The following is a 20,680-nucleotide window of genomic DNA, read 5'->3' as shown; positions in this document are numbered from 1 at the left end:
TCAGAGCAGTTCCAAACTGTTACTGCGACGCTCGGCGCAGCGACGGGATTGCCTAATGCTCCCATGTCCAATGCTTGATCATCCCAGGTTTCCCTCTTTGACGACATCCACAGCCTCTTCCTGTCCGCTCCGCTGATCTTCGGGCTCGACATTTCCGTGCGGTCAGGGAGGCGAGTCGACGCGAGGACCGGTCTGACGGCGGTGCCCTTGATGCCGCTTTTCCACATCTCCATATCGCGGTGACCGGCAGACGACCGTCGGGAGGAGTGCTGCTTCAGGCGGGCTCCGACAGATCGAAGTGCCTCATCTATCGACCCCGGGGCTTCGCCAAGGACTAGATCACGTGACCACACGGCCTTCACCGTTCGGACATCCGTTTCTTCTCGGCTTCGACGAAATTGAACAGGCCCTCGACCGCGTGTCGAAGGCGGCCAATGACGGGTATCCGCCCTACAATATCGAGCGGGTGGCCCGTTCCGACGATCAACCGGAGCGGCTGCGGATCACTCTCGCGGTGGCCGGGTTCACCCGGGACCAGCTCGACGTGATGCTGGAGGAGAACCAACTCGTGGTGCGAGGGCGGCAAGTCGACGACAAGGCGCGGCAATTCCTGCACCGAGGCATCGCCGCGCGTCAGTTCCAGCGTGCGTTTCTTCTCGCCGACGGCATGGAGGTGATGGGCGCGGACCTTTCGAACGGGCTCCTGTCCATCGATCTGACCCGCCCCGAGCCGGAGCGGATCGTCCGCAAGATCACCATCGCGTCGCGCGACGAGGTCTGAGGGCACACTGAGTTTTCACCCGGATACGGGCCGAACGCGGCGCCGATCCTATACGCTCTGCCTCGAAAGGAGGGCATCATGACCGATTTCAATGCGAACCCGATCACCCAGGCCGATCTCGACCCGGCCGAATTCAACGCTGCCGATCTCGCCGCCCTCGGCGAAGGCCACATTGCCTATGTGCGCCCGATCCGTTCCGATGAGGTGAAGCGGCTGTTCCCGCAGGCTCCCGAACTGTCGCCGGGCCTCGACCTGTTCGCCCTGCTCTCGGCCAGCGGGGCTCCGATCCTCCTCGCCGATTCGCGGGATGCGATCGTCGCCAACGCCATGGCCAACGACCTTTTCGCCGTCAGCCTCCACTGAGGCGCAAGGGGGCGCTCAGGCGATCTCGGCCACAGCTGCCGTCAGTCGGGCTAGATCCTGCGGACGAGACAGCCGGTGGTCACCATCGGCGATGAGGGTGAGGACTGTGCCGGCGGCTGGCAGCCGGCCCACCGTCGCGATCGCGTGTTCGTATGGCACATCCTGGTCCTTCATGCCCTGCAGGATGTGGATGGGGCAGCCCGGATCGATCGGCGCATCGAGCAGCAGGTGCCGGCGTCCGTCCTCGATCAGCGACATGGTGGTGGGGACCGGGTCGGGCCCGTATTCCGTCGCCCGCCACCAGACGCCGTCCCGTTCCATCGTCGCGCGGATCTCCGGCGGGAAACGCTCCCACATCAGCGTCTCGGTGAAATCGACGGCCGGTGCGATCAACACCATTCCGGCCGGTGCGGCGTCGCCGCGCGAGGCTCGGGCTCGCGCGACCAGACAGGCGATCCAGCCCCCCATCGACGAACCGATGAGGATTGGTGGCCTCGTCACGGTCGCGTCCAGCACCGCCATGGCGTCTTCCAGCCATGTGGAGATGGTCGAGGCGGCGAACTCGCCTTCGGATTCTCCATGTCCGGTATAGTCGAACCGGATGAGGGCGCGGCCCTGGTCCCGCGCCCAAGCGTCGAGGACTGTCGCCTTGGTCGCCCCCATGTCAGATCGGAATCCTCCGAGCCAGACGAGCGGAGGCCCGTCCCCCTCGCGGATCCGTATCGCGATGCGGCGCGCGGCGTCTCCCTCTCCAACCGAGATGAAGATCGGGTTCTGGCGGGTCGCGAAATCCATGCTTCATCCGTAATCCGAAGAAAACGAGAATTGAATGCCTCGGAGTCGCTTTTCGTTTACCGAGACGTAAAGCGTGCCCCCGATGCTGGAGACCATGATCGAGACACGAGACGAATACCGGGCCTGCGCCGCAAACCAATGTCCGTCGTGTCTCCGGTTCCGAAAAGGATCACCGGAGTGAACGGCGGCGAGCGGTCGGGCGCAGGCTTTCCCGGTGACATCCAGCCTCTGGCGGGCGCAACGATCCTGCAGATCATTCCTGCCCTCGATGCCGGCGGCGCGGAGCGTACGACGGTGGATGTAGCAGCGGCATTGGCCGCCGTCGGGGCCCGTGCCCTGGTGGCGACGGAAGGCGGGCGGCTCGTCGGCGAGATGCAGGCCAAGGGTGGAACCTGGCTTCCCTTTCCGGCTGCCTCCAAGAATCCCCTCGCCATGGCCGTGAATATCGGCCGCCTCGCCAGCCTGTGTCGGCGCGAGGGAGTTCAGATCGTCCATGCCCGCTCACGTGCGCCCGCCTGGGTGGCGCTCGGCGCGGTACGGCGGCTGAAGATCCCCTACGTGACCACCTATCACGGCAGTTATTCCGGCCGGACCGGGGTGAAGGTGCTCTACAATTCGGTCATGGCGCGGGGCGACGTGGTCATCGCCAATTCCCACTACACCGCCGACCTCATCCGGATGCTTCATCCCGAGCAGGCCGGTGACCGCGTGCGGGTCGTCCATCGCGGTACCGACCTCGCCCAGTTCTCGCCCGGCGCTGTGGCACCGGCGCGCGTCGAGACCCTGCGCCGATCCTGGGGGGTCGCCCCGCACCAGCGCGTTGTTCTTCTTGCCGCCCGGCTGACGGCCTGGAAGGGCCAGCGCGTGCTGATCGAAGCGGCGGCCGTCCTGCGGGACCGGGGTGTCGCCGATGTCGCCTTCATCCTGGCCGGAGACCCGCAGGGTCGCTCTGCCTACGAACGTGAGCTCGATGCGCTGATCGAGGCCCGCGGACTCCGCGATATCGTGCTGCGGGTCGGTCATTGCACCGACATGCCGGCCGCCTTCCGGGCGGCCTCGGTGGTGGCCGTCCCCTCCGTGGAGCCCGAGGCATTCGGGCGTTCGGCCGTGGAGGCCCAGGCTCTCGGAACTCCAGTGGTGGTCTCGGATCTCGGCGCGGTGCCCGAAACGGTGCTTGCCCCGCCGGAAGTGCCCGCCGCGCAGCGCACCGGCTGGCGCGTGCCTCCAGGCGACGCACCGGCCCTGGCAGAGGCCTTGCTCGAGGCGCTGAATCTCGGGGCTAGTGCGCGGGACGCCATGACCCGCCGGGGACGTGCGCATGTGGAAGCGCATTTCTCCCTCGACGGCATGGTGGGCGCCACTTTGGACATCTATGCGGAGCTCCTTGCGGGCCGCGCGCGATGATGCCGTATCGACGGGTTCGTGAACCAAAGCGGTTCGAGCCTGTTGACACGGGACGCAGTTCGGACATGGTGTCCGCAACCGGATTGCCGGAGCGATTGGTGGCCAGGTCTAGCCCTCGGGGCGATGTCCGCAGGCTGCCGTTTCGTCGTTCACGAGGAGATTGAAGCCATTCGTAGACCAATGAGAGCCATGCCGGCCCCGCAGAAGGACGGGCCGCGCGCCAACAGGGACATCCGTGGCGTCCGCGAAGTGCAGCTCATCGATGATACCGGGCAGAACCGCGGTGTCGTCGCCTTCTTCGACGCGTTGGCCCTCGCCGAAGAGGCGGGCCTCGATCTCGTGGAGATCGCGCCGAACTCCGTTCCTCCCGTCTGTAAGCTGCTCGATTACGGCCGCTTCCGCTTCAACGAACAGAAGAAGCAGAACGAGGCCCGTAAGAAGCAGAAGACGGTCGAGGTCAAGGAGATCAAGCTCCGCCCCGGCATCGACAAGCACGATTACGACACCAAGATGAAGGCCGTCATCCGGTTCTTCGAGGAAGGCGACAAGGTGAAGGTCACCCTGCGCTTCCGCGGCCGTGAGATGGCTCACCAGGATATCGGCCTGCGCCTGCTGGAGCGGGTGAAGAACGAGACCCAGGAAATCGCCAAGGTGGAAAGCGAGCCGATGCTCGAAGGCCGCCAGATGATCATGATCCTGGCGCCGCGCTGAGACGCTTTCCGTCCCTTCACTGGACTTGAGAACATTGAAAGCCGCTTCCCGATCCGGGAAGCGGCTTTTTTATCGCCTCGTGGCCACTCACGGTATCCCGTGATTCGGCACGGCTTTGCATCCGCGGAGAGGGGAGGGGCGGCGTGTGAACCGCCCCCGAGGGTTACTTCACCACCGACACCTGCGCGTCGCCGACACGCCTGAGCACGTTGACCGTGACATCGCTTCCGTAGCGCTGGACACGCAGGTCGATCCGCGATTCGCCCAGCTTGAGGTTGAAGATCGAGACGCCTTCGAGGAAGTCCGGCAGGGTGGGGTTGCGGAGCCGGATGCGGTTGCGGTCGTGCTGGATCTCCAGGCCGATACAGGCGGAGAGGAAGGCGAACGGTGCCGCCGCCGCCCAGGCCTGCGGCGAACAGGCGACCGGATAGGAGACCGGTCCGCGCTGGTTGCGCCGCATGAAGCCGCAGAACAGCTCCGGCAGGCGCTTCTGGTCCTGGTAGAGCGCAGTATCGAACATGCCCTGGAAGATGCGCGACGCTTCGGGCTTCAAGTCGTAGCGAGCGAGGCCCATCGCCACCATGGCGTTGTCGTGCGGCCAGATCGAGCCGTTATGATACGACATCGGATTATAGCGGGCCTCGCCACGCGCGATGGTCCGCACGCCCCAACCGTTGAACCCGTCCTTCGACAGGAGATTGGCAGCGACGCTCGCGGCCCGCTCCGGCAGGGCGATGCCGGTGAAGAGGGCGTGGCCGGCATTGGACGAGCGCACGGCGCATTGCTTCTTCGCCCCGTCGAGGGCCAGCGCGTAGGTGCCGATCTCCTCGCACCAGAATGCTTTGTCGAAATTCTCACGCAGGTGCCGGGCCTCGTCTCCGAGGCGGGTGGCGAGAGCGTCATGGCCGAGCAAGGTCGCGAGTTTGGCCATGCCGTTCTTGGCGGCATAGACGTAACCCTGGACCTCACACAGAGCGATCGGCCCCTTTGCGAGCTGTCCGTCGGTGTGGAAGATCGAATCGTGGCTGTCTTTCCAGCCCTGGTTCTCCAGGCCCTTGTCGGTGTCGCGGGCGTATTCGACGAAACCGTCGCCGTCCCGGTCGCCGTACTTGTTCATCCATTCGACGGCGAGTTCGAGGGCCGGCCAGATCCGCGCAATGGTCTCCCGGTCGCCGGTGACGGCATAATACTCATAGGCCAGCATGACGAAGAGCGGCGTGCCGTCGATCGTGCCGTAATAGTGGCGGAACGGCACTTCGCCGAGCATCGCCATCTCGCCGCGCCGGGTCTCGTGTAGCACCTTGCCCGGCTGGGCATCGGCGGCGGGGTCCACGGCCTTCGCCTGGGTCGAAGCCAAGTAGCGCAGGACGCCCTTGGCGAAATTCGGGTCGATCCAGAGGGCCATCATCGCGGTGATGATGCCGTCGCGGCCGAACACGGTGGAGTACCAGGGGATGCCGGCGAAGGGGTAGATGCCCTCGGGCGTGCGGCTCGCCAGCATGTAGAGGTCGGCGGTGGCGCGGCAGGCCGCTTCGTTGAACTGGTCGTTCGACGAGATGATGGTGGTGATCCCGGCGGTGAGTTGGCGCAAGTCCCGGCGCGCGTCGCGATAGGCGCGGGCGAAGATCACGCCTTCGCCGAGGCCCTTCGGGTGACGTGCTCCGGCCCCGCTGCCCGCCGCCTGCGACAGACCGGCGGCTGCATCCTCGCCCACCTTTTCGGCGGCCGGGGCACTGGTGAAGGCGCGGTGCGATTCGCAGACCACGCGGATGAACAGCGACGTCCGGCCGCCAGGGGGCAGCGAGACTTCGAACTCGGCCCGGCCCGGCTCGATATGTTTCGGCTTCGGCCCGAAATGCAGGCTCGTGGTGCGGACCACCTCGTCGAGACCGACATAGCGGAACTGGACCTCGGTCTCGCTCGCCACCTGGACGCTACGCTTGCCCCGAATGGGACGGTCCATTCCGCGCACCTCGAACAGGTCACGGTAATCGGCGTCGAAGGTGATGCCGATCTTCAGCTTCCAATGCCGAGAATCGTAATTGCGCAGGCCGATCCGGTCGTAGCAGGCCCCCTTGAACAGGAACTTGGTACGCTCGATCGCGATCAATTCGCGCGGAATCGTGGTCTCGTCGTGAGCGTCGATGCGGATGTCGGGCGTCGTCATGTCGACGCTCAGCGCACCGTTATCATCCTGCATCACCGAGGACAGGAGCAGCGGCCGCTGCTCCTCGATGGTGAAACCGAGGCGCGAGAGGTAGCGCGTATCCTGGAAATACAGGCCTTCCGGCCCAGGCAGCACGCCGATATCGCCGTAACTGTCGAGGACGGCGAAGGCCTCACCGTACTTCAGCGAGCGCAAGGGACGCTCCACCAGCGAGGTCTGCGCCTCGATATGATATTGCGGCAGCACCGCGTCGGCATCCTGGAAGCCTTGCCCCAGGCCATTCGCGCTGGAACCGTCCTGTGTCGTCGCCGTGGAAGTGTTCGCCGCCATGCCTGAACGTCTCCGGGAAGTGGGCTGCCGGACCTGCAGCATCGAGGCGAAGCCATACCCGGCCCGATGCCGCAGATCATTGTTTAAGTTCGGACTCGCATGAAACGCGGCCATGCGTTTCGGCCCGATGCGCTCGATCGTAGCCCGCGAATCAAAAGGCCGCCGATCGCGACCAGGCGACTCGGCGGCCTTCTGGAACCGGTCTCGGCGTATCCGCTCGAAGCGGCACCGATACGCGGAAGGTTAGCAAGGCTGATGCCCGATGGCATCAGCCTTTCGCTAGAGATTTTCAGGCGGGCATCGCCGCGGCTGAGAGCGAGGGGCGGGCCGAACCGTTCAAGTCGCCATAATGCGGGGTGAAGGCGCCCGCATGCGGCATCGTGATCACGTTGGGCTGACCCGCGATCAACTGCTCGTAGACCGCCACGTACTTCCTCACCATGCACTCGGCGGTGAACTGGGTCTCGAAGTGGCGACGGACACCGGCGCGGCTCATGGTCTTCACCTTGTGCACGGCCGCGATGGCATCATCCATCGTGTCGCAAAGGACACCGCTGACGCCGTCGGCGATGACTTCGGGCACCGAGCCGTTGCGGAACGCGATGACCGGAGTGCCGGCCGACATCGCCTCGATCATGACGAGGCCGAAAGGCTCCGGCCAGTCGATCGGGAAGGCCAGCGCCAGCGCGTTGCCGAGGAAGTCCTTCTTCTGTTCTTCGTTGATCTCGCCGATGAACTCGACGAGCGGGTGATGGATCATCGGCTCGATGACCTCATCCCAGTAATCCTGGTCTGCCTTATCGACTTTCGCGGCGATCTTGAGCTTCACGCCGGACTGGATCGCCATCTGTATCGCGCGGTCGGGGCGCTTTTCCGGAGAGATGCGACCGAGGAAGGCGAGATAGCCACCTTTGGCGTCCGGGTAATACGGGCAGTTCTCGGCCGGCAGGCCGTGATGGATCGTCGACTGCCAGTTCGAGTTGGAGGGCATCGGTTCACGCTGATTGTCGGAAATCGACACCAGCGGCATGCCCGTGAAGGTACGGTAGACCGGCATGAAATCAGGCACGTCGAGGCGACCATGCATGGTCGTCACGCACTTATGGTAAAGATCTTCGAACATCGGATACTGAAGCAGATCGATGTGAAAGTGCAGCACGTCGAATTCGTGGGCCCGCTTGTGCACGTTGTGCAGCATGGCGAGATGGCTTGCGGTATGGTCCCGATAGCCGAGAAGGCGAAGGCCCTCCGGAGTGCAGGCCGCCAGCTTGGCCGACGTCTCGGAATCACCGCTGGCGAACAGCGTGACGTCATGGCCCTGGCGGACGAGTTCTTCCGTGATCCACGATACGACGCGCTCGGTGCCGCCATAGAACTTGGGAGGCACGGCCTCCGAGAGCGGAGCAATCTGGGCAATGCGCACGAAACGTCTCCTGTAAGGTCGAATGTTGCGACGACCTAACGCCAACCGGCCTGAGTGGGACATGAACGGAACTCACGGCCAAGGTTATGGTTCCGAGCGCTTGCCGAGCGCCATGTTTACCTTTGCGTTAACCTTGGATGTCCCCGGTATCCTCGTTTCCACCCGGCCCATCGTCCCGGTCCGGCGAGGCGCGGTGACATGCAGGAAGCCGGCCAGAATTGCCGGTCAGTGGGCCCGGTGAGGCCCATCTTGGAGGGGCCTGCGCGGATCGGTCGTGTTGAAGGATGCGATCCTTGGCATACCTCCGTGTCATGCCTGGATTTGTGCGACGCAGGACGCCCTTGTTTCGCTCAAGGGGGTCGTCTAAGCCTCGCGCCTGCGCAGTCTGGCATTGGAGCAATTCCATACCATCCCGGCGCTCGCGAGGCGTTTCGCTCGCCACGAACACGAGAGGTGTCGCATGACAGGCCTGTTGGCGGATTATCTGCCCCTCATCGTCTTCATCGGCGTGTCGCTCTTCATTGCGGTGGCGTTGCTCGTGGCTCCCTTTCTCGTGGCCTATAACAGCCCTGATCCGGAGAAGCTTTCGGCCTACGAGTGTGGCTTCAATGCCTTCGATGACGCCCGCATGAAGTTCGACGTGCGGTTCTACCTCGTTGCTATTCTTTTCATCATCTTCGACCTGGAAGTGGCATTCTTGTTCCCCTGGGCGATCACCTTCGGTGAGCTCGGCTGGTTCGGGATGTGGTCGATGATGGCCTTCCTCGGCGTGCTCACGGTCGGGTTCGTCTACGAGTGGCGCAAGGGCGCCCTCGAATGGGACTAACTATCCCGTCGACCTGACAATCGCATTGCCCGAAGCCTGATCCCGAGAAACCGATGGCCTTCAGCCCCGATATCACCCGGATCCCCGCCGTTGCACCGGCACCGAAAGGGATCATCGACCCGAATACCGGTCGCCCTATCGGCGCCGACGATCCGACCTTCCTGTCGATCAACAGCGAACTCGCCGACAGGGGTTTCCTGATCACCTCGACGGACGACCTCATCAATTGGGCCCGCACCGGGTCGCTGATGTGGATGACATTCGGCCTCGCCTGTTGCGCCGTCGAGATGATGCAGATGTCGATGCCGCGCTATGATTGTGAGCGCTTCGGCTTCGCTCCGCGCGGTTCGCCCCGGCAATCCGACGTGATGATCGTCGCCGGCACGCTGACCAACAAGATGGCTCCGGCCCTGCGCAAGGTCTACGACCAGATGCCCGAGCCGCGCTACGTGATCTCCATGGGCTCCTGCGCCAATGGCGGCGGCTACTATCACTATTCCTACTCGGTGGTGCGCGGCTGCGACCGGGTGGTGCCAGTGGACATCTACGTGCCGGGCTGCCCGCCCACGGCGGAGGCGCTGCTCTACGGCGTGCTTCTGCTCCAGAAGAAGATTCGCCGTACCGGCACGATCGAGCGCTGAGGATTCGCGATGAGCAACGGCATCTCGATCCTCGCGCATACGGCCGCCCCCGCCGACGGTTCGCTCCAGGCGCTCAGCGACCATGTGGGCGCGGCCCTCGGGCCGGCCATCGTCTCGCGCGCCATCGCCTTCGGTGAGCTGACGTTGAACGTTCAGGCGAGCGATATCGTCTATGCGCTCACCTATCTGCGCGATGACCCGACCTGCGCGTTCCGCTGCTTCATCGATATCTGCGGCGTTGATTATCCCAACCGGGCCAAGCGCTTCGACGTGGTCTACCACCTGCTCTCACTGCGCCATAACAGCCGCATCCGGGTGAAGGTGCAGACCGACGACCAGACCGCCGTACCCTCCGTCATCGAGGTGTTCCCGGCGGCGAACTGGTTCGAGCGCGAAGCCTACGACCTGTATGGAATCCTGTTTTCGGGGCACCCGGATCTGCGCCGGTTGCTCACCGATTACGGTTTCGAGGGCCACCCCCTGCGCAAGGACTTCCCGCTCACCGGCTTCGTCGAGGTTCGATACGACCAGGACGAGGCCCGTGTCGTGTACGAGCCGGTGAAGCTGACACAGGAATTCCGGAACTTCGACTTCCTCTCGCCGTGGGAGGGCACCGAATACGTGCTCCCGGGCGATGAGAAAAAGTCGGCTTGAGCAGCGGAGCGAGGCCATGACCGAGCACAATATCCGCAATTTCGCGATCAATTTCGGGCCGCAGCACCCGGCGGCACACGGCGTTCTGCGTCTCGTGCTGGAACTCGACGGCGAAATCGTCGAACGCGTCGACCCGCATATCGGCCTGCTCCATCGCGGCACCGAGAAGCTGATCGAGCACAAGACCTACCTGCAGGCGACGCCGTATTTCGACCGGCTCGACTACGTCTCGCCGATGAACCAGGAGCATGCCTTCTGTCTCGGCATTGAGAAGTTGCTCGGGCTCCAGGTGCCGCGCCGGGCTCAGCTGATCCGCACGCTGTTCTGCGAGATCGGCCGCATCCTGTCTCATCTCCTCAACGTCACCACGCAGGCCATGGATGTGGGCGCGCTGACGCCTCCGCTCTGGGGCTTCGAGGAGCGTGAGAAGCTGATGATCTTCTATGAGCGCGCGTCGGGCGCTCGTCTCCATGCCAATTACTTCCGGCCCGGAGGCGTGCACCAGGACCTGCCGCCCGCGCTCATCGACGATATCGAAGCCTTCATCGACCCGTTCCTGCAGGTGGTCGACGATCTCGACGACCTCGTCATGTCGAACCGCATCTTCAAGCAGCGCAACGTCGATATCGGCATCGTCACCGTGGACGAGGCCATGGCCTGGGGTTTCTCGGGCGTGATGGTGCGCGGCTCCGGCATCCCGTGGGACCTGCGCAAGTCGCAACCCTATGAATGCTACGAGGAGATGGAATTCGACGTCCCCGTGGGAAGGAACGGCGACACCTACGATCGGCAGGTCATCCGCATGGAAGAAATGCGCGAATCGGCCAAGATCATGCGCCAGTGCTGCATCAAGCTGCGCGAGCCGGCGGGAATGGGGGCGATCGCCGCCACGGACGGCAAATTCGCACCGCCGCCGCGCCGGGAAATGAAGCGCTCGATGGAAGCGCTGATTCATCATTTCAAGCTCTACACCGAGGGCTTCCACGTGCCGGCCGGCGAAGTCTACGCCGCCGTCGAAGCGCCCAAGGGCGAGTTCGGCGTCTATCTCGTGGCCGACGGCACCAACAAGCCCTACCGCTGCAAGATCCGCGCTCCGGGTTTCGCCCATCTCCAGGCCATGGACTGGATGTGCCGCGGCCACATGCTGGCCGACGTGTCCTGCGTGCTCGGCACGCTCGACATCGTGTTCGGCGAGGTGGACCGGTGACGGTATTCGAGGTTTCGCACTGATGGCCAATCGCAGACTCGCCCCCGCTTCCGAGCAGCCGGCCAGCTTCGCTTTCTCGCCTGAGAACGCCGAATGGGCCAAAGGGCAGATCGAGAAGTATCCCGAAGGCCGTCAGGCCTCCGCGGTGATCCCGCTGCTGTGGAAGGCGCAGGAGCAGAATGGCGGCTGGCTTCCGCAGAAGGCCATCGAGGCGGTGGCCGCCGAACTTGGCATGCCGCATATCCGCGTGCTCGAAGTTGCGACCTTCTACACCATGTTCGCCCTTGAGCCGGTGGGCCGGTTCTGGATCCAGCTCTGCGGCACGGTGCCGTGCGATTCCTGCGGTGCGCGCGAATTGAAGGGCTATCTGCAGGAGCGCCTCGGCGCACCCGGCCACGTCAGCGCAGACGGGAATTTCTCCTGGCTCGAAGTCGAGTGTCTCGGCGCCTGCTGCAACGCGCCCATGGCCCAGATCAATCAGGATTACTACGAAGACCTGACGCCCGAGCTCCTCGGCAAACTGATGGACGACCTCGCGGCTGGACGCCCGGTCAAGATCGGTTCGCAGGTCGGGCGCACGTCATCCGAGCCGATGGGCGGGGCCGACACGCTGAGCGACGAGACCTTGTTCGACGGGTCGCGCGTGGGCGCATGGCGGAAGCGGTTCGAAGATCAGGCCGCGAAATCCGACGATGCAGTTGGCAAGTCCGAAGCTGTCTCGTCCGAGCAGCGCGCGGCGTCGGACCCGAAGCCGGCCAAGCCCGATTCGGGCCGCGCCGTGGAGGAGCCGCCGACGGACGCCCCAGCTCAGCGTAACGCATCCGGCGAGACGCCGGTGAAGCCGGGCGACAAGGCCGATGCGGCCGACCCGAAGGAATCGACGGCCCAGCCGAACAAGCCGGCTCCGTCCGCGCCCGAGACGATCGCCGAGGCCGAGGCCGCTGGAGCCGAGGCGGGGACGCAATCCGATCTGCCACGCGATGAACCGCCGCCGCAGCCGGTCGCCTCCGGCGCGAGCGCGGACGAATCGTCACCGAAACCGACCGAACCGAAGACGCCGTCCGCCAACGCGAAGGAGATCTGACATGCTCTCCGATCAGGATCGCATCTTCACCAATCTGTACGGTCTGCATTCGCCCGGTCTGGAAGAGGCCAGGAAGCGCGGCGCGTGGGACGGCACCAAGTTCCTGCTGGAAATGGGCCGCGACTGGATCATCGACGAGATGAAGGCGTCCGGGCTGCGCGGGCGCGGCGGTGCCGGCTTCCCGACGGGCCTGAAATGGTCCTTCATGCCCAAGAAGTCGGATGGGCGTCCGCACTACCTCGTGGTCAATGCCGACGAATCCGAGCCGGGGACCTGCAAGGACCGGGAGATCATGCGGCACGATCCGCATCTCCTGATCGAGGGCTGCATGCTGGCCTCGTTCTCGATGGCCGCCCATGCCTGCTACATCTACATCCGTGGCGAGTACGTTGCCGAGAAGCACGCCTTGCAGAAGGCGGTCGACGAAGCTTACGCGGCTCGTCTCGTCGGCAAGGACAATGTCCACGGCTACCCGTTCGACATCTACGTCCATCACGGTGCCGGCGCCTACATTTGCGGCGAGGAAACCGCCCTGCTGGAAAGCCTCGAAGGCAAGAAGGGCATGCCGCGGCTGAAGCCGCCTTTCCCCGCCAATATGGGCCTCTACGGCTGTCCCACCACGGTGAACAACGTCGAGTCGATCGCGGTGGCGGGGACTATCCTGCGCCGTGGCGGGGCTTGGTTCGCCGGTCTCGGCGGTAAGAACAACACCGGCACCAAGCTGTTCTGCGTATCGGGCCACGTCAACAAGCCGTGCAACGTCGAGGAAGAACTCGGCATCACCTTCCGCGATCTGATTGACAAGCATTGCGGTGGCATGCGCGGCGGCTGGGACAACCTGCTCTGCTCCATCCCCGGCGGCTCTTCAGTGCCCCTGGTGCCGGCTGAGCAGATCATCGACGCCAAGATGGACTTCGACACCCTGAAGAATCTCGGCTCCGGTCTCGGCACGGCGGCGGTCATCGTCCTCGACCGTTCCACCGACATCGTGTCGGCGATTGCCCGCATCGCCTATTTCTACAAGCACGAATCCTGCGGCCAGTGCACGCCTTGCCGCGAGGGCACGGGCTGGATGTGGCGTGTGATGCTGCGCATGGCCGAAGGCCGCGCCCAGCGCCGCGAGATCGACATGCTCCTCGACGTGACGAAGCAGATCGAGGGGCACACGATCTGCGCGCTCGGCGACGCGGCGGCCTGGCCGATCCAGGGCCTCATCCGCCATTTTCGTCCCGAGATCGAGAAGCGCATCGACCGCTACAGCGCCAACCCGCACAGCGATCCTGTGCGGATCGCCGCGGAGTGATCGCCATGTCGTTCGGACCGAAATTCGTTACCGAGAAGCACGCATGACAAAGCTCATCGTCGACGGCACCGAGGTCGATGTTCCGGCCGAGTACACCCTCCTGCAAGCTTGCGAAGTCGCGGGCGCGGAGATCCCGCGCTTCTGCTTCCACGAACGGCTGTCCATCGCGGGCAATTGCCGGATGTGTCTCGTCGAGCTGAAGGGGGCGCCTAAGCCCGTCGCCTCATGCGCCTATGCGGTGAAGGACTGCCGCCCCGGACCCAATGGTGAGCCGCCGGAGATCCTGACGCGGTCCGGAACCACGAAAAAGGCCCGAGAGGGGGTGATGGAGTTTCTACTCATCAATCACCCGCTCGATTGTCCGATCTGCGACCAGGGCGGCCATTGTGACCTGCAGGATCAGGCGATGGCCTACGGCGTGGATTCGACCCGTTACGGCGAGAACAAGCGCGCCGTCGAAGAGAAATATATCGGCCCGCTGGTGCGGACCGCCATGAACCGCTGCATCCATTGCACCCGCTGCGTCCGCTTTCTCGCGGAAGTGGCCGGCGTGCCGGATCTCGGCGCCATCGGCCGCGGCGAGGACATGGAGATCACGAGCTATCTCGAGAGTGCCATGGGCTCCGAGCTTCAGGGCAACGTCGCCGATCTCTGCCCCGTGGGCGCCCTCGTCCACAAGCCACAGAGCTACGAGGTGCGGCCCTGGGAGCTGTCGAAGACCGAATCCATCGACGTGATGGACGCAGTCGGCTGCGCCATCCGTGTGGACGCCCGTGGCCGTGAGGTCATGCAGATCGAGCCTCGGGTGAACGAAGACATCAACGAGGAGTGGATCTCCGACAAGACCCGCCATGCGGTGGACGGGCTTCGGGCGCAGCGTCTCGACCGGCCGTACCTGCGTGAGAACGGCCGCCTGCGCCCCGCCTCCTGGGGCGAGGCGTTCGCCGCCATCGCCGCCCGGATGAAGAGCGCCGACCCGAAGCGAGTTGGCGCCATCGTCGGTGACCTTGCCGCCGTCGAGGAGATCTACGCCCTAAAGACCCTGATGGGGTCGCTCGGCGTGACCAATCTCGATTGCCGTCAGGCCGGCGAGGCGATCGACCCGGCTTGGGGGCGCGCCGCCTACACGTTCAATCCCACCATTCCGGGTATTGAGGAGGCGGATGCGATCCTGCTCGTCGGGACGAACCCGCGCCTGGAAGCCTCGCTTCTCAACGTTCGTATCCGCAAGCGCTGGCGCATGGCGCCTCTCGCTGTGGGCCTGATCGGCGAGGCGGCGGATCTTACCTATCCCCATACCTATCTCGGCGCCGGCTCCGAAACCCTGGCCGATATCGCCGCCGGAAAGCATAGCTTCGCCGAGGTGCTGAAAAGCGCCAGTCGACCCCTCGTGATCGTGGGAACCGGCGCGCTGACCCGGCCCGACGGCGCTGCCATCCTCTCGTCGGTGGCGGCGCTCGCCAAGGATATCGGTGCGGTCACCGCCGAGTGGAACGGCTTTGCCGTGCTCCAGACCGCTGCAGCCCGCGTCGGCGCGCTCGATCTCGGCTTCGTGCCGGGGGAGGGGAGCCTCGGATTCGGGCGGATGGCGGAGCCGGGCGCCCTCGATGTGCTGTTCAACCTCGGTGCCGACGAGGTCGAGATCGGCGCAGGCGCGTTCGTGATCTACCAGGGCACCCATGGCGATCGCGGCGCGACCCGCGCGGACGTGATCCTGCCGGGCGCGGCCTATACCGAGAAGAACGCCACTTTCGTCAATCTCGAAGGCCGTGTTCAGACGACCAACCGCGCCGGTTTCCCGCCGGGTGACGCTCGCGAGGATTGGGCGATCCTGCGGGCGCTCTCTGATGTCCTCGGAAAGCGCCTTCCCTTCGATTCGCTCGGGGCTCTGCGTCGCGACCTCTATGCGGCGTACCCGCATTTCGCTGCCCTCGACGCGATAGCCACGAGCGACGTGGCCGCCACCGTCGACACGCTTGCGGGGCTCGGAGGCGAGCCGGGCCGTCCGGCCTTTGTGTCCGCGGTTCCGGATTTCTACCTCACCAACGCTATCGCCCGCGCTTCGCGGGTCTTGGCCGAATGTTCGAGCCTCGCGCAGACGCGCGGTCTCGAAGCGGCGGAATAAGGGCTGCCGACCATGCTGGAAATCGTCGGCACCGTCCTACTGCTGATCCTGAAGAGCTTCGTGCTCCTCGCCTTGCTGCTGGTGTTCATTGCCTATGCGCTGCTGGCCGATCGTAAGATCTGGGCGGCGGTGCAGCTGCGGCGCGGCCCCAACGTCGTCGGGCCATGGGGCCTGTTCCAGTCCTTCGCCGATCTGCTGAAGTTCGTGCTGAAAGAGCCGGTGATTCCGGCAGGCGCCAATAAGGGCCTGTTCTTGCTGGCACCGCTTGTCTTCGCCACCTTGGCTCTCGCCGCCTGGGCGGTGATCCCTCTGGCGGAAGGCTGGGCCATCGCCGACCTCAATGTCGGCATCACCTACATTTTCGCGATCTCGTCGCTCGGCGTCTACGGCGTGCTGATGGGCGGCTGGGCCTCGAACTCGAAATACGCCTTCCTCGGCGCGCTCCGCTCTGCAGCGCAGATGATCTCGTACGAGGTCTCCCTCGGATTCGTCATCATTTGCGTCCTCCTTTGCGCCGGGTCGCTCAACCTCTCGCGCATCGTGATGGCGCAGGACACCTCGCTGGGCATCCTCGGCTGGTACTGGCTCTGGCTGTTTCCGATGTTCGTGGTGTTCTTCGTCTCGGCGCTCGCCGAGACCAACCGCCCGCCCTTCGATCTGCCGGAGGCCGAATCGGAGCTCGTGGCGGGCTACATGGTCGAGTATTCCTCGACGCCCTACCTGCTGTTCATGCTCGGCGAGTACGTGGCGATCATGACCATGTGCGCGTTGGGAACGGTGCTGTTCCTCGGCGGCTGGCTCTCGCCCATTCCGTTCGCGCCGTTCACCTGGGTGCCGGGCCTGATCTGGTTCGCTTTGAAGGCGAGCTTCCTCTTCTTCATGATCGCCATGGTGAAGGCCATGGTGCCACGCTACCGCTACGACCAGCTCATGCGGCTGGGCTGGAAGGTGTTCCTTCCGCTTTCCCTCGTCTCGGTCGTGGTCGTCGCCTTCGTCCTCAAGCTGACCGGCCTTGCGCCGGGCGTCTGACAACCCCTCACGGAGATCCGAGCCATGAAGCTCGATCAGGTCGCAAAGGGTCTGCTGCTGAAGGAGTTCGTGTCGGGGTTCGCCCTCGCCATGCGCTACTTCTTCAAGCCCAAGGCCACGATCAACTACCCCTTCGAGATGGGGCATCGCGGGCCGCGCTTTCGCGGCGAGCACGCGCTGCGCCGCTATCCGAACGGTGAGGAACGCTGCATCGCCTGCAAGCTGTGCGAGGCGATCTGTCCCGCGCAGGCCATCACCATCGAGGCTGGCCCGCGCCGCAACGACGGCACGCGCCGCACCACACGCTACGACCTCGACATGGTGAAATGCATCTATTGCGGCATGTGCCAGGAGGCCTGTCCGGTGGATGCCATCGTGGAGGGGCCGAACTTCGAGTTCTCCGTGGAGACCCGCGAGGAGCTTCTCTACGACAAGGAGAAGCTTCTCCTGAATGGTGACCGCTGGGAGCGTGAGATCGCGCGCAATCTCGCAGTGGACGCACCATACCGGTGATGACACGGCGCTCCGGCGGTTGTGCGCCGCAGGGGTGGGTTCTATAGACGGGCGGCCTGCACGGGCTGGTTTGAATTTAGGCAGAAGGGGCCGTCCTCGGGACGGCTGATCTCCATAATCGCATGAGTGCAGCCGCAGCCTTCTTCTACCTGTTCGCCGGTGTCGCGATCGCGTCCGCGTTCATGGTCATCACCTCGCGCAACCCTGTCGCGTCGGTGCTCTTCCTCATCCTCGCCTTCGTCAACGCGGCCGGCTTGTTCGTGCTGATGGGGGCCGAGTTCCTGGCGATGATCCTGGTGGTCGTCTATGTCGGCGCCGTCGCCGTGCTGTTCCTCTTCGTCGTGATGATGCTCGACGTCGATTTCGCGCAGCTGCGCCAGGGCTTCCAGCAGTACCTGCCGATTGGCGCGCTAATCGGCGCGATCTTCCTCATCGAGCTCCTGCTGGTGGTCGGCTCCTGGACGATCGATCCCGGCCTGATGCAGGCGCCGCTCGGTCCTCTCGCCAGTGTCGAGGGTGTCACCAACACCCAAATGCTTGGGCGCGTGCTGTACACCGATTACGTTTTCTTCTTCCAGCTGGCCGGTCTGATTCTGCTGGTGGCGATGATCGGGGCCATCGTGCTCACTTTGCGTGACCGGCCCGGCGTGAAGCGCCAGAACATCGCCGTGCAGAATGCGCGGACGCAAGGGATGGCGGTGGAAACCCGCAAGGTGCCGTCTCGCCAGGGCGTCGAGGTCTGATGTCGGCTCAACACAAGGATCAGCGCTCATGATCGGCTTGAGCCATTACCTGACGGTGGCGGCGATCCTGTTCACGCTCGGCGTGCTCGGCATCTTCGTGAACCGAAAGAACATCATCGTCATCCTGATGTCGGTCGAGCTCATCCTACTTGCGGTGAACATCAACCTCGTCGCGTTCTCCACCCATCTGAACGACATCACTGGCCAGATCTTCGCCCTGTTCGTGCTCACGGTGGCGGCGGCGGAGGCAGCTATCGGGCTCGCCATCCTCGTCGTGTTCTTCCGAAACCGCGGCTCCATCGCGGTGGAGGACGTGAACATGATGAAGGGCTGAGCTTCACCCAAGCCGAGCCGCGCGGCTTCCCGCGCGATCCCATTGACGAGAATGGAGCGAGGCCGGGTATCCGGCACGCTTCCGGAGGCCGGGCCAGCCAGCGATGTATCACGCGATCGTCTTCTTCCCGCTCATCGGCGCCCTGCTCGCCGGCCTGTTCGGCCGGCAGCTCGGCCCTCGCGTGTGCGAGTACATCACCACTGGCTTCCTGGCCTTCTCAGCGCTCCTGTCCTGGGGCGCGTTCTTCGAGGTTCCGGGCTCCGATCATGCCACCCGCGTGCAGGTAGCGACTTGGTTCACCGCCGGTGACCTCGTGGTCGATTGGGCCTTCCGCATCGACACGCTGACCGTTGTGATGCTGGTGGTGGTGACGACGATCTCAACTCTCGTCCACCTCTACTCCGTGGGCTACATGGCGGAGGATCCGCACCGGCCGCGCTTCTTCGCCTATCTGTCGCTGTTCACCTTCGCCATGCTGATGCTGGTGACGTCGGACAACCTCGTTCAGATGTTCTTCGGTTGGGAGGGCGTCGGTCTCGCCTCCTACCTGCTGATCGGGTTCTGGTATGAGAAGCCTTCAGCCAATGCGGCGGCGATGAAGGCCTTCATCGTCAACCGGGTCGGCGATTTCGGCTTTTCGCTCGGCATCTTCCTCGTCTTCGTCCTGTTCGGTTCGGTGGCCTTCGACGGCATCCTGCCGCGCGCCGCGGAGCTCAAGGACGCCACGTTCCACTTCCTCGGCTATGACTGGAACGCCATGACCCTGGCGTGCCTGCTCCTGTTCATGGGCGCCATGGGCAAGTCGGCGCAGTTCCTGCTCCATACCTGGCTGCCGGATGCCATGGAGGGACCGACACCGGTCTCCGCCCTGATCCACGCCGCCACCATGGTGACGGCGGGCGTCTTCATGGTGGCGCGCCTGTCGCCTTTGTTCGAAGTGGCGCCAAACGCTCTCATCGTCGTGACGATCATCGGCGGTATCACCGCGTTCTTCGCGGCCACGATCGGCATGGTGCAGAACGACATCAAGCGGGTCATCGCCTACTCGACCTGCTCGCAGCTCGGCTACATGTTCGTGGCGCTGGGCGTCGGCGCCTATTCGGCCGCCGTGTTCCACCTCTTCACCCACGCTTTCTTCAAGGCGCTTCTGTTCCTCGGCGCCGGCTCGGTCATCCACGCGATGCATCACGAGCAGGACATGCGGAACATGGGGGCACTCCGCCGCTACATCCCCTTCACCTCCGCGATGATGACCATTGGCACCCTGGCGCTGATCGGCTTCCCCTTCACTGCCGGCTTCTATTCGAAGGACGCGATCATCGAAGCGGCCTATGCCTCGACGCGGCCCGGCCACACGCTCGCCTTCCTGTGCACGGTCGTCGCTGCATTGATGACCTCGTTCTATTCCTGGCGCCTGTTCTTCATGACGTTCGAGGGGCCGGCCCGCTGGGCGGGCCACGGCGCCGCGCACCATGACGATCATCACGCTGCACCTGCTTTGGCTCACGCCGCCTCTGCTGCCGCCGACGGCGCACCGGGACACCACGAGGGTGTCGCGCACGACGACAAGGGCCATGACGTTGAGCCGGCGTCTCATAGCGCCATCGAGCATCACGACCATGCGCACACGCCGCATGAGAGCCCGCTGGTGATGACAATTCCCCTGGCGATCTTGGCCTTTGGCGCTTTGTTCGCCGGTCTGCTGTTCAAGAACCGCTTCATCGGCGAGGGCATGGAATCGTTCTGGGGGCACGCCCTCGGTCATGGCCCCGACAACCACATCATGCACGACATCCATTCGGTGCCGGCTCTTGTGGCCTACTCGCCCTTCATCATGCTGGTGATCGGCTTCCTGTTGGCCTTCTGGATGTATATCCGTCGGCCCGAACTGCCGGGCCGGCTCGCCGCCCAGCAACCGAGCCTGTACCAGTTCCTGCTCAACAAGTGGTATTTCGACGAACTCTACGACCGGATCTTCGTGCGCCCGGCCAAGAACTTCGGCAAGTTCCTCTGGAAGGAGGGCGACGGCCGGGTCATCGACGGACTAGGCCCCGACGGCATCGCCACCCGCGTGCTCGACGTCACCCGCGGGGTCGTCCGACTGCAGACCGGTTACGTCTATCACTACGCCTTCGTCATGCTCATCGGCGTCGCTGCCATCGTCAGCTGGTACATGCTCACCGGCCTACCCAAGGTCGGGCACTGATGTCGCGCGCAATGACGGCCGCCAACCCGTATCGGAGTGCC

Annotated in this window: 19 protein-coding genes; 16 read left to right on the top strand and 3 right to left on the bottom strand. The window is 64.5% G+C overall.

Annotated features, from left to right (window positions below; all coding sequences use genetic code 11):
- The first annotated feature begins 343 nt into the window (after positions 1-343).
- A complete protein-coding gene (locus tag AC0IXR_RS22100) occupies positions 344-781 on the top strand; it encodes an Hsp20 family protein (protein ID WP_207412252.1) in 438 nt (145 codons plus the stop codon).
- A 78-nt stretch (positions 782-859) separates the two neighbouring features.
- Entirely contained in the window at positions 860-1,144 is a 285-nt protein-coding gene (locus AC0IXR_RS22095) for a BQ00720 family protein (protein ID WP_056434395.1), read from the top strand.
- A 15-nt stretch (positions 1,145-1,159) separates the two neighbouring features.
- Here the strand turns inward: AC0IXR_RS22095 and AC0IXR_RS22090 are convergent, their stop codons facing one another.
- Complete coding sequence (locus AC0IXR_RS22090) at positions 1,160-1,939, bottom strand: alpha/beta hydrolase (RefSeq protein ID WP_311276261.1); 780 nt, start codon at positions 1,937-1,939, stop codon at positions 1,160-1,162.
- A gap of 177 nt (positions 1,940-2,116) precedes the next feature.
- On the opposite strand from AC0IXR_RS22090, the gene AC0IXR_RS22085 reads away from it, so the two are divergent.
- Together AC0IXR_RS22085 and infC are read left to right on the top strand one after the other, a co-directional pair.
- Positions 2,117-3,343: a glycosyltransferase family 4 protein gene (locus tag AC0IXR_RS22085; protein WP_471762192.1), complete on the top strand. Its 1,227-nt coding sequence runs from the start codon at positions 2,117-2,119 to the stop codon at positions 3,341-3,343.
- Between the two features lie 189 nt (positions 3,344-3,532).
- Positions 3,533-4,054: a translation initiation factor IF-3 gene (infC, locus tag AC0IXR_RS22080; protein ID WP_018042013.1), complete on the top strand. Its 522-nt coding sequence runs from the start codon at positions 3,533-3,535 to the stop codon at positions 4,052-4,054.
- A gap of 163 nt (positions 4,055-4,217) precedes the next feature.
- On the opposite strand, the gene AC0IXR_RS22075 is transcribed toward infC, so the two are convergent.
- Together AC0IXR_RS22075 and AC0IXR_RS22070 are read right to left on the bottom strand one after the other, a co-directional pair.
- Positions 4,218-6,551, bottom strand: coding sequence for an amylo-alpha-1,6-glucosidase (locus tag AC0IXR_RS22075; RefSeq protein WP_461228359.1), 2,334 nt, complete (start codon positions 6,549-6,551; stop codon positions 4,218-4,220).
- A 289-nt stretch (positions 6,552-6,840) separates the two neighbouring features.
- On the bottom strand, positions 6,841-7,974 hold the full coding sequence (locus AC0IXR_RS22070) for a glycosyltransferase family 4 protein (RefSeq protein WP_471762190.1): 1,134 nt from the start codon (positions 7,972-7,974) through the stop codon (positions 6,841-6,843).
- A 460-nt stretch (positions 7,975-8,434) separates the two neighbouring features.
- Between AC0IXR_RS22070 and AC0IXR_RS22065 the strand changes: the two genes are divergently transcribed.
- The 12 genes from AC0IXR_RS22065 to nuoL all read left to right on the top strand — a co-directional run bounded on the left by AC0IXR_RS22065 (position 8,435) and on the right by nuoL (position 20,639).
- Positions 8,435-8,800, top strand: a complete 366-nt coding sequence (locus AC0IXR_RS22065; RefSeq protein ID WP_056434386.1) for an NADH-quinone oxidoreductase subunit A — start codon at positions 8,435-8,437, stop codon at positions 8,798-8,800.
- Positions 8,801-8,853: 53 nt separating this feature from the next.
- Positions 8,854-9,441: a NuoB/complex I 20 kDa subunit family protein gene (locus tag AC0IXR_RS22060; protein WP_019906836.1), complete on the top strand. Its 588-nt coding sequence runs from the start codon at positions 8,854-8,856 to the stop codon at positions 9,439-9,441.
- A 9-nt stretch (positions 9,442-9,450) separates the two neighbouring features.
- The gene (locus tag AC0IXR_RS22055) at positions 9,451-10,095 is read left to right on the top strand and encodes an NADH-quinone oxidoreductase subunit C (protein WP_461222367.1); all 645 of its coding nucleotides are present in this window, start codon (positions 9,451-9,453) and stop codon (positions 10,093-10,095) included.
- Positions 10,096-10,111: 16 nt separating this feature from the next.
- The gene (locus AC0IXR_RS22050) at positions 10,112-11,302 is read left to right on the top strand and encodes an NADH-quinone oxidoreductase subunit D (RefSeq protein ID WP_056434382.1); all 1,191 of its coding nucleotides are present in this window, start codon (positions 10,112-10,114) and stop codon (positions 11,300-11,302) included.
- A gap of 22 nt (positions 11,303-11,324) precedes the next feature.
- Entirely contained in the window at positions 11,325-12,386 is a 1,062-nt protein-coding gene (gene nuoE, locus AC0IXR_RS22045) for an NADH-quinone oxidoreductase subunit NuoE (RefSeq protein WP_311276259.1), read from the top strand.
- A 1-nt stretch (position 12,387) separates the two neighbouring features.
- The gene (nuoF, locus tag AC0IXR_RS22040; protein ID WP_419951409.1) at positions 12,388-13,689 is read left to right on the top strand and encodes an NADH-quinone oxidoreductase subunit NuoF; all 1,302 of its coding nucleotides are present in this window, start codon (positions 12,388-12,390) and stop codon (positions 13,687-13,689) included.
- A gap of 43 nt (positions 13,690-13,732) precedes the next feature.
- Positions 13,733-15,814 (top strand): NADH-quinone oxidoreductase subunit NuoG, encoded by a 2,082-nt coding sequence (nuoG, locus tag AC0IXR_RS22035; protein WP_471762188.1) that lies wholly within the window; start codon positions 13,733-13,735, stop codon positions 15,812-15,814.
- 12 nt (positions 15,815-15,826) lie between these two features.
- The gene (gene nuoH, locus AC0IXR_RS22030) at positions 15,827-16,843 is read left to right on the top strand and encodes an NADH-quinone oxidoreductase subunit NuoH (RefSeq protein WP_056434374.1); all 1,017 of its coding nucleotides are present in this window, start codon (positions 15,827-15,829) and stop codon (positions 16,841-16,843) included.
- A 24-nt stretch (positions 16,844-16,867) separates the two neighbouring features.
- Complete coding sequence (gene nuoI, locus AC0IXR_RS22025; RefSeq protein WP_056434372.1) at positions 16,868-17,356, top strand: NADH-quinone oxidoreductase subunit NuoI; 489 nt, start codon at positions 16,868-16,870, stop codon at positions 17,354-17,356.
- A gap of 122 nt (positions 17,357-17,478) precedes the next feature.
- Positions 17,479-18,099 carry an NADH-quinone oxidoreductase subunit J gene (locus tag AC0IXR_RS22020; protein WP_056434370.1) on the top strand — a complete coding sequence of 207 codons (621 nt, stop codon included), beginning with the start codon at positions 17,479-17,481 and terminating at the stop codon, positions 18,097-18,099.
- A 28-nt stretch (positions 18,100-18,127) separates the two neighbouring features.
- A complete protein-coding gene (gene nuoK / locus AC0IXR_RS22015; RefSeq protein WP_056434368.1) occupies positions 18,128-18,433 on the top strand; it encodes an NADH-quinone oxidoreductase subunit NuoK in 306 nt (101 codons plus the stop codon).
- Positions 18,434-18,536: 103 nt separating this feature from the next.
- On the top strand, positions 18,537-20,639 hold the full coding sequence (gene nuoL, locus AC0IXR_RS22010; protein ID WP_471762186.1) for an NADH-quinone oxidoreductase subunit L: 2,103 nt from the start codon (positions 18,537-18,539) through the stop codon (positions 20,637-20,639).
- Positions 20,640-20,680 lie beyond the last annotated feature (41 nt).

It is taken from the genome of Methylobacterium sp. AC832 (assembly GCF_979256025.1).
Note: the sequence above shows the minus strand (reverse complement) of the source record. Positions and strands in the feature narration are given on the sequence as shown.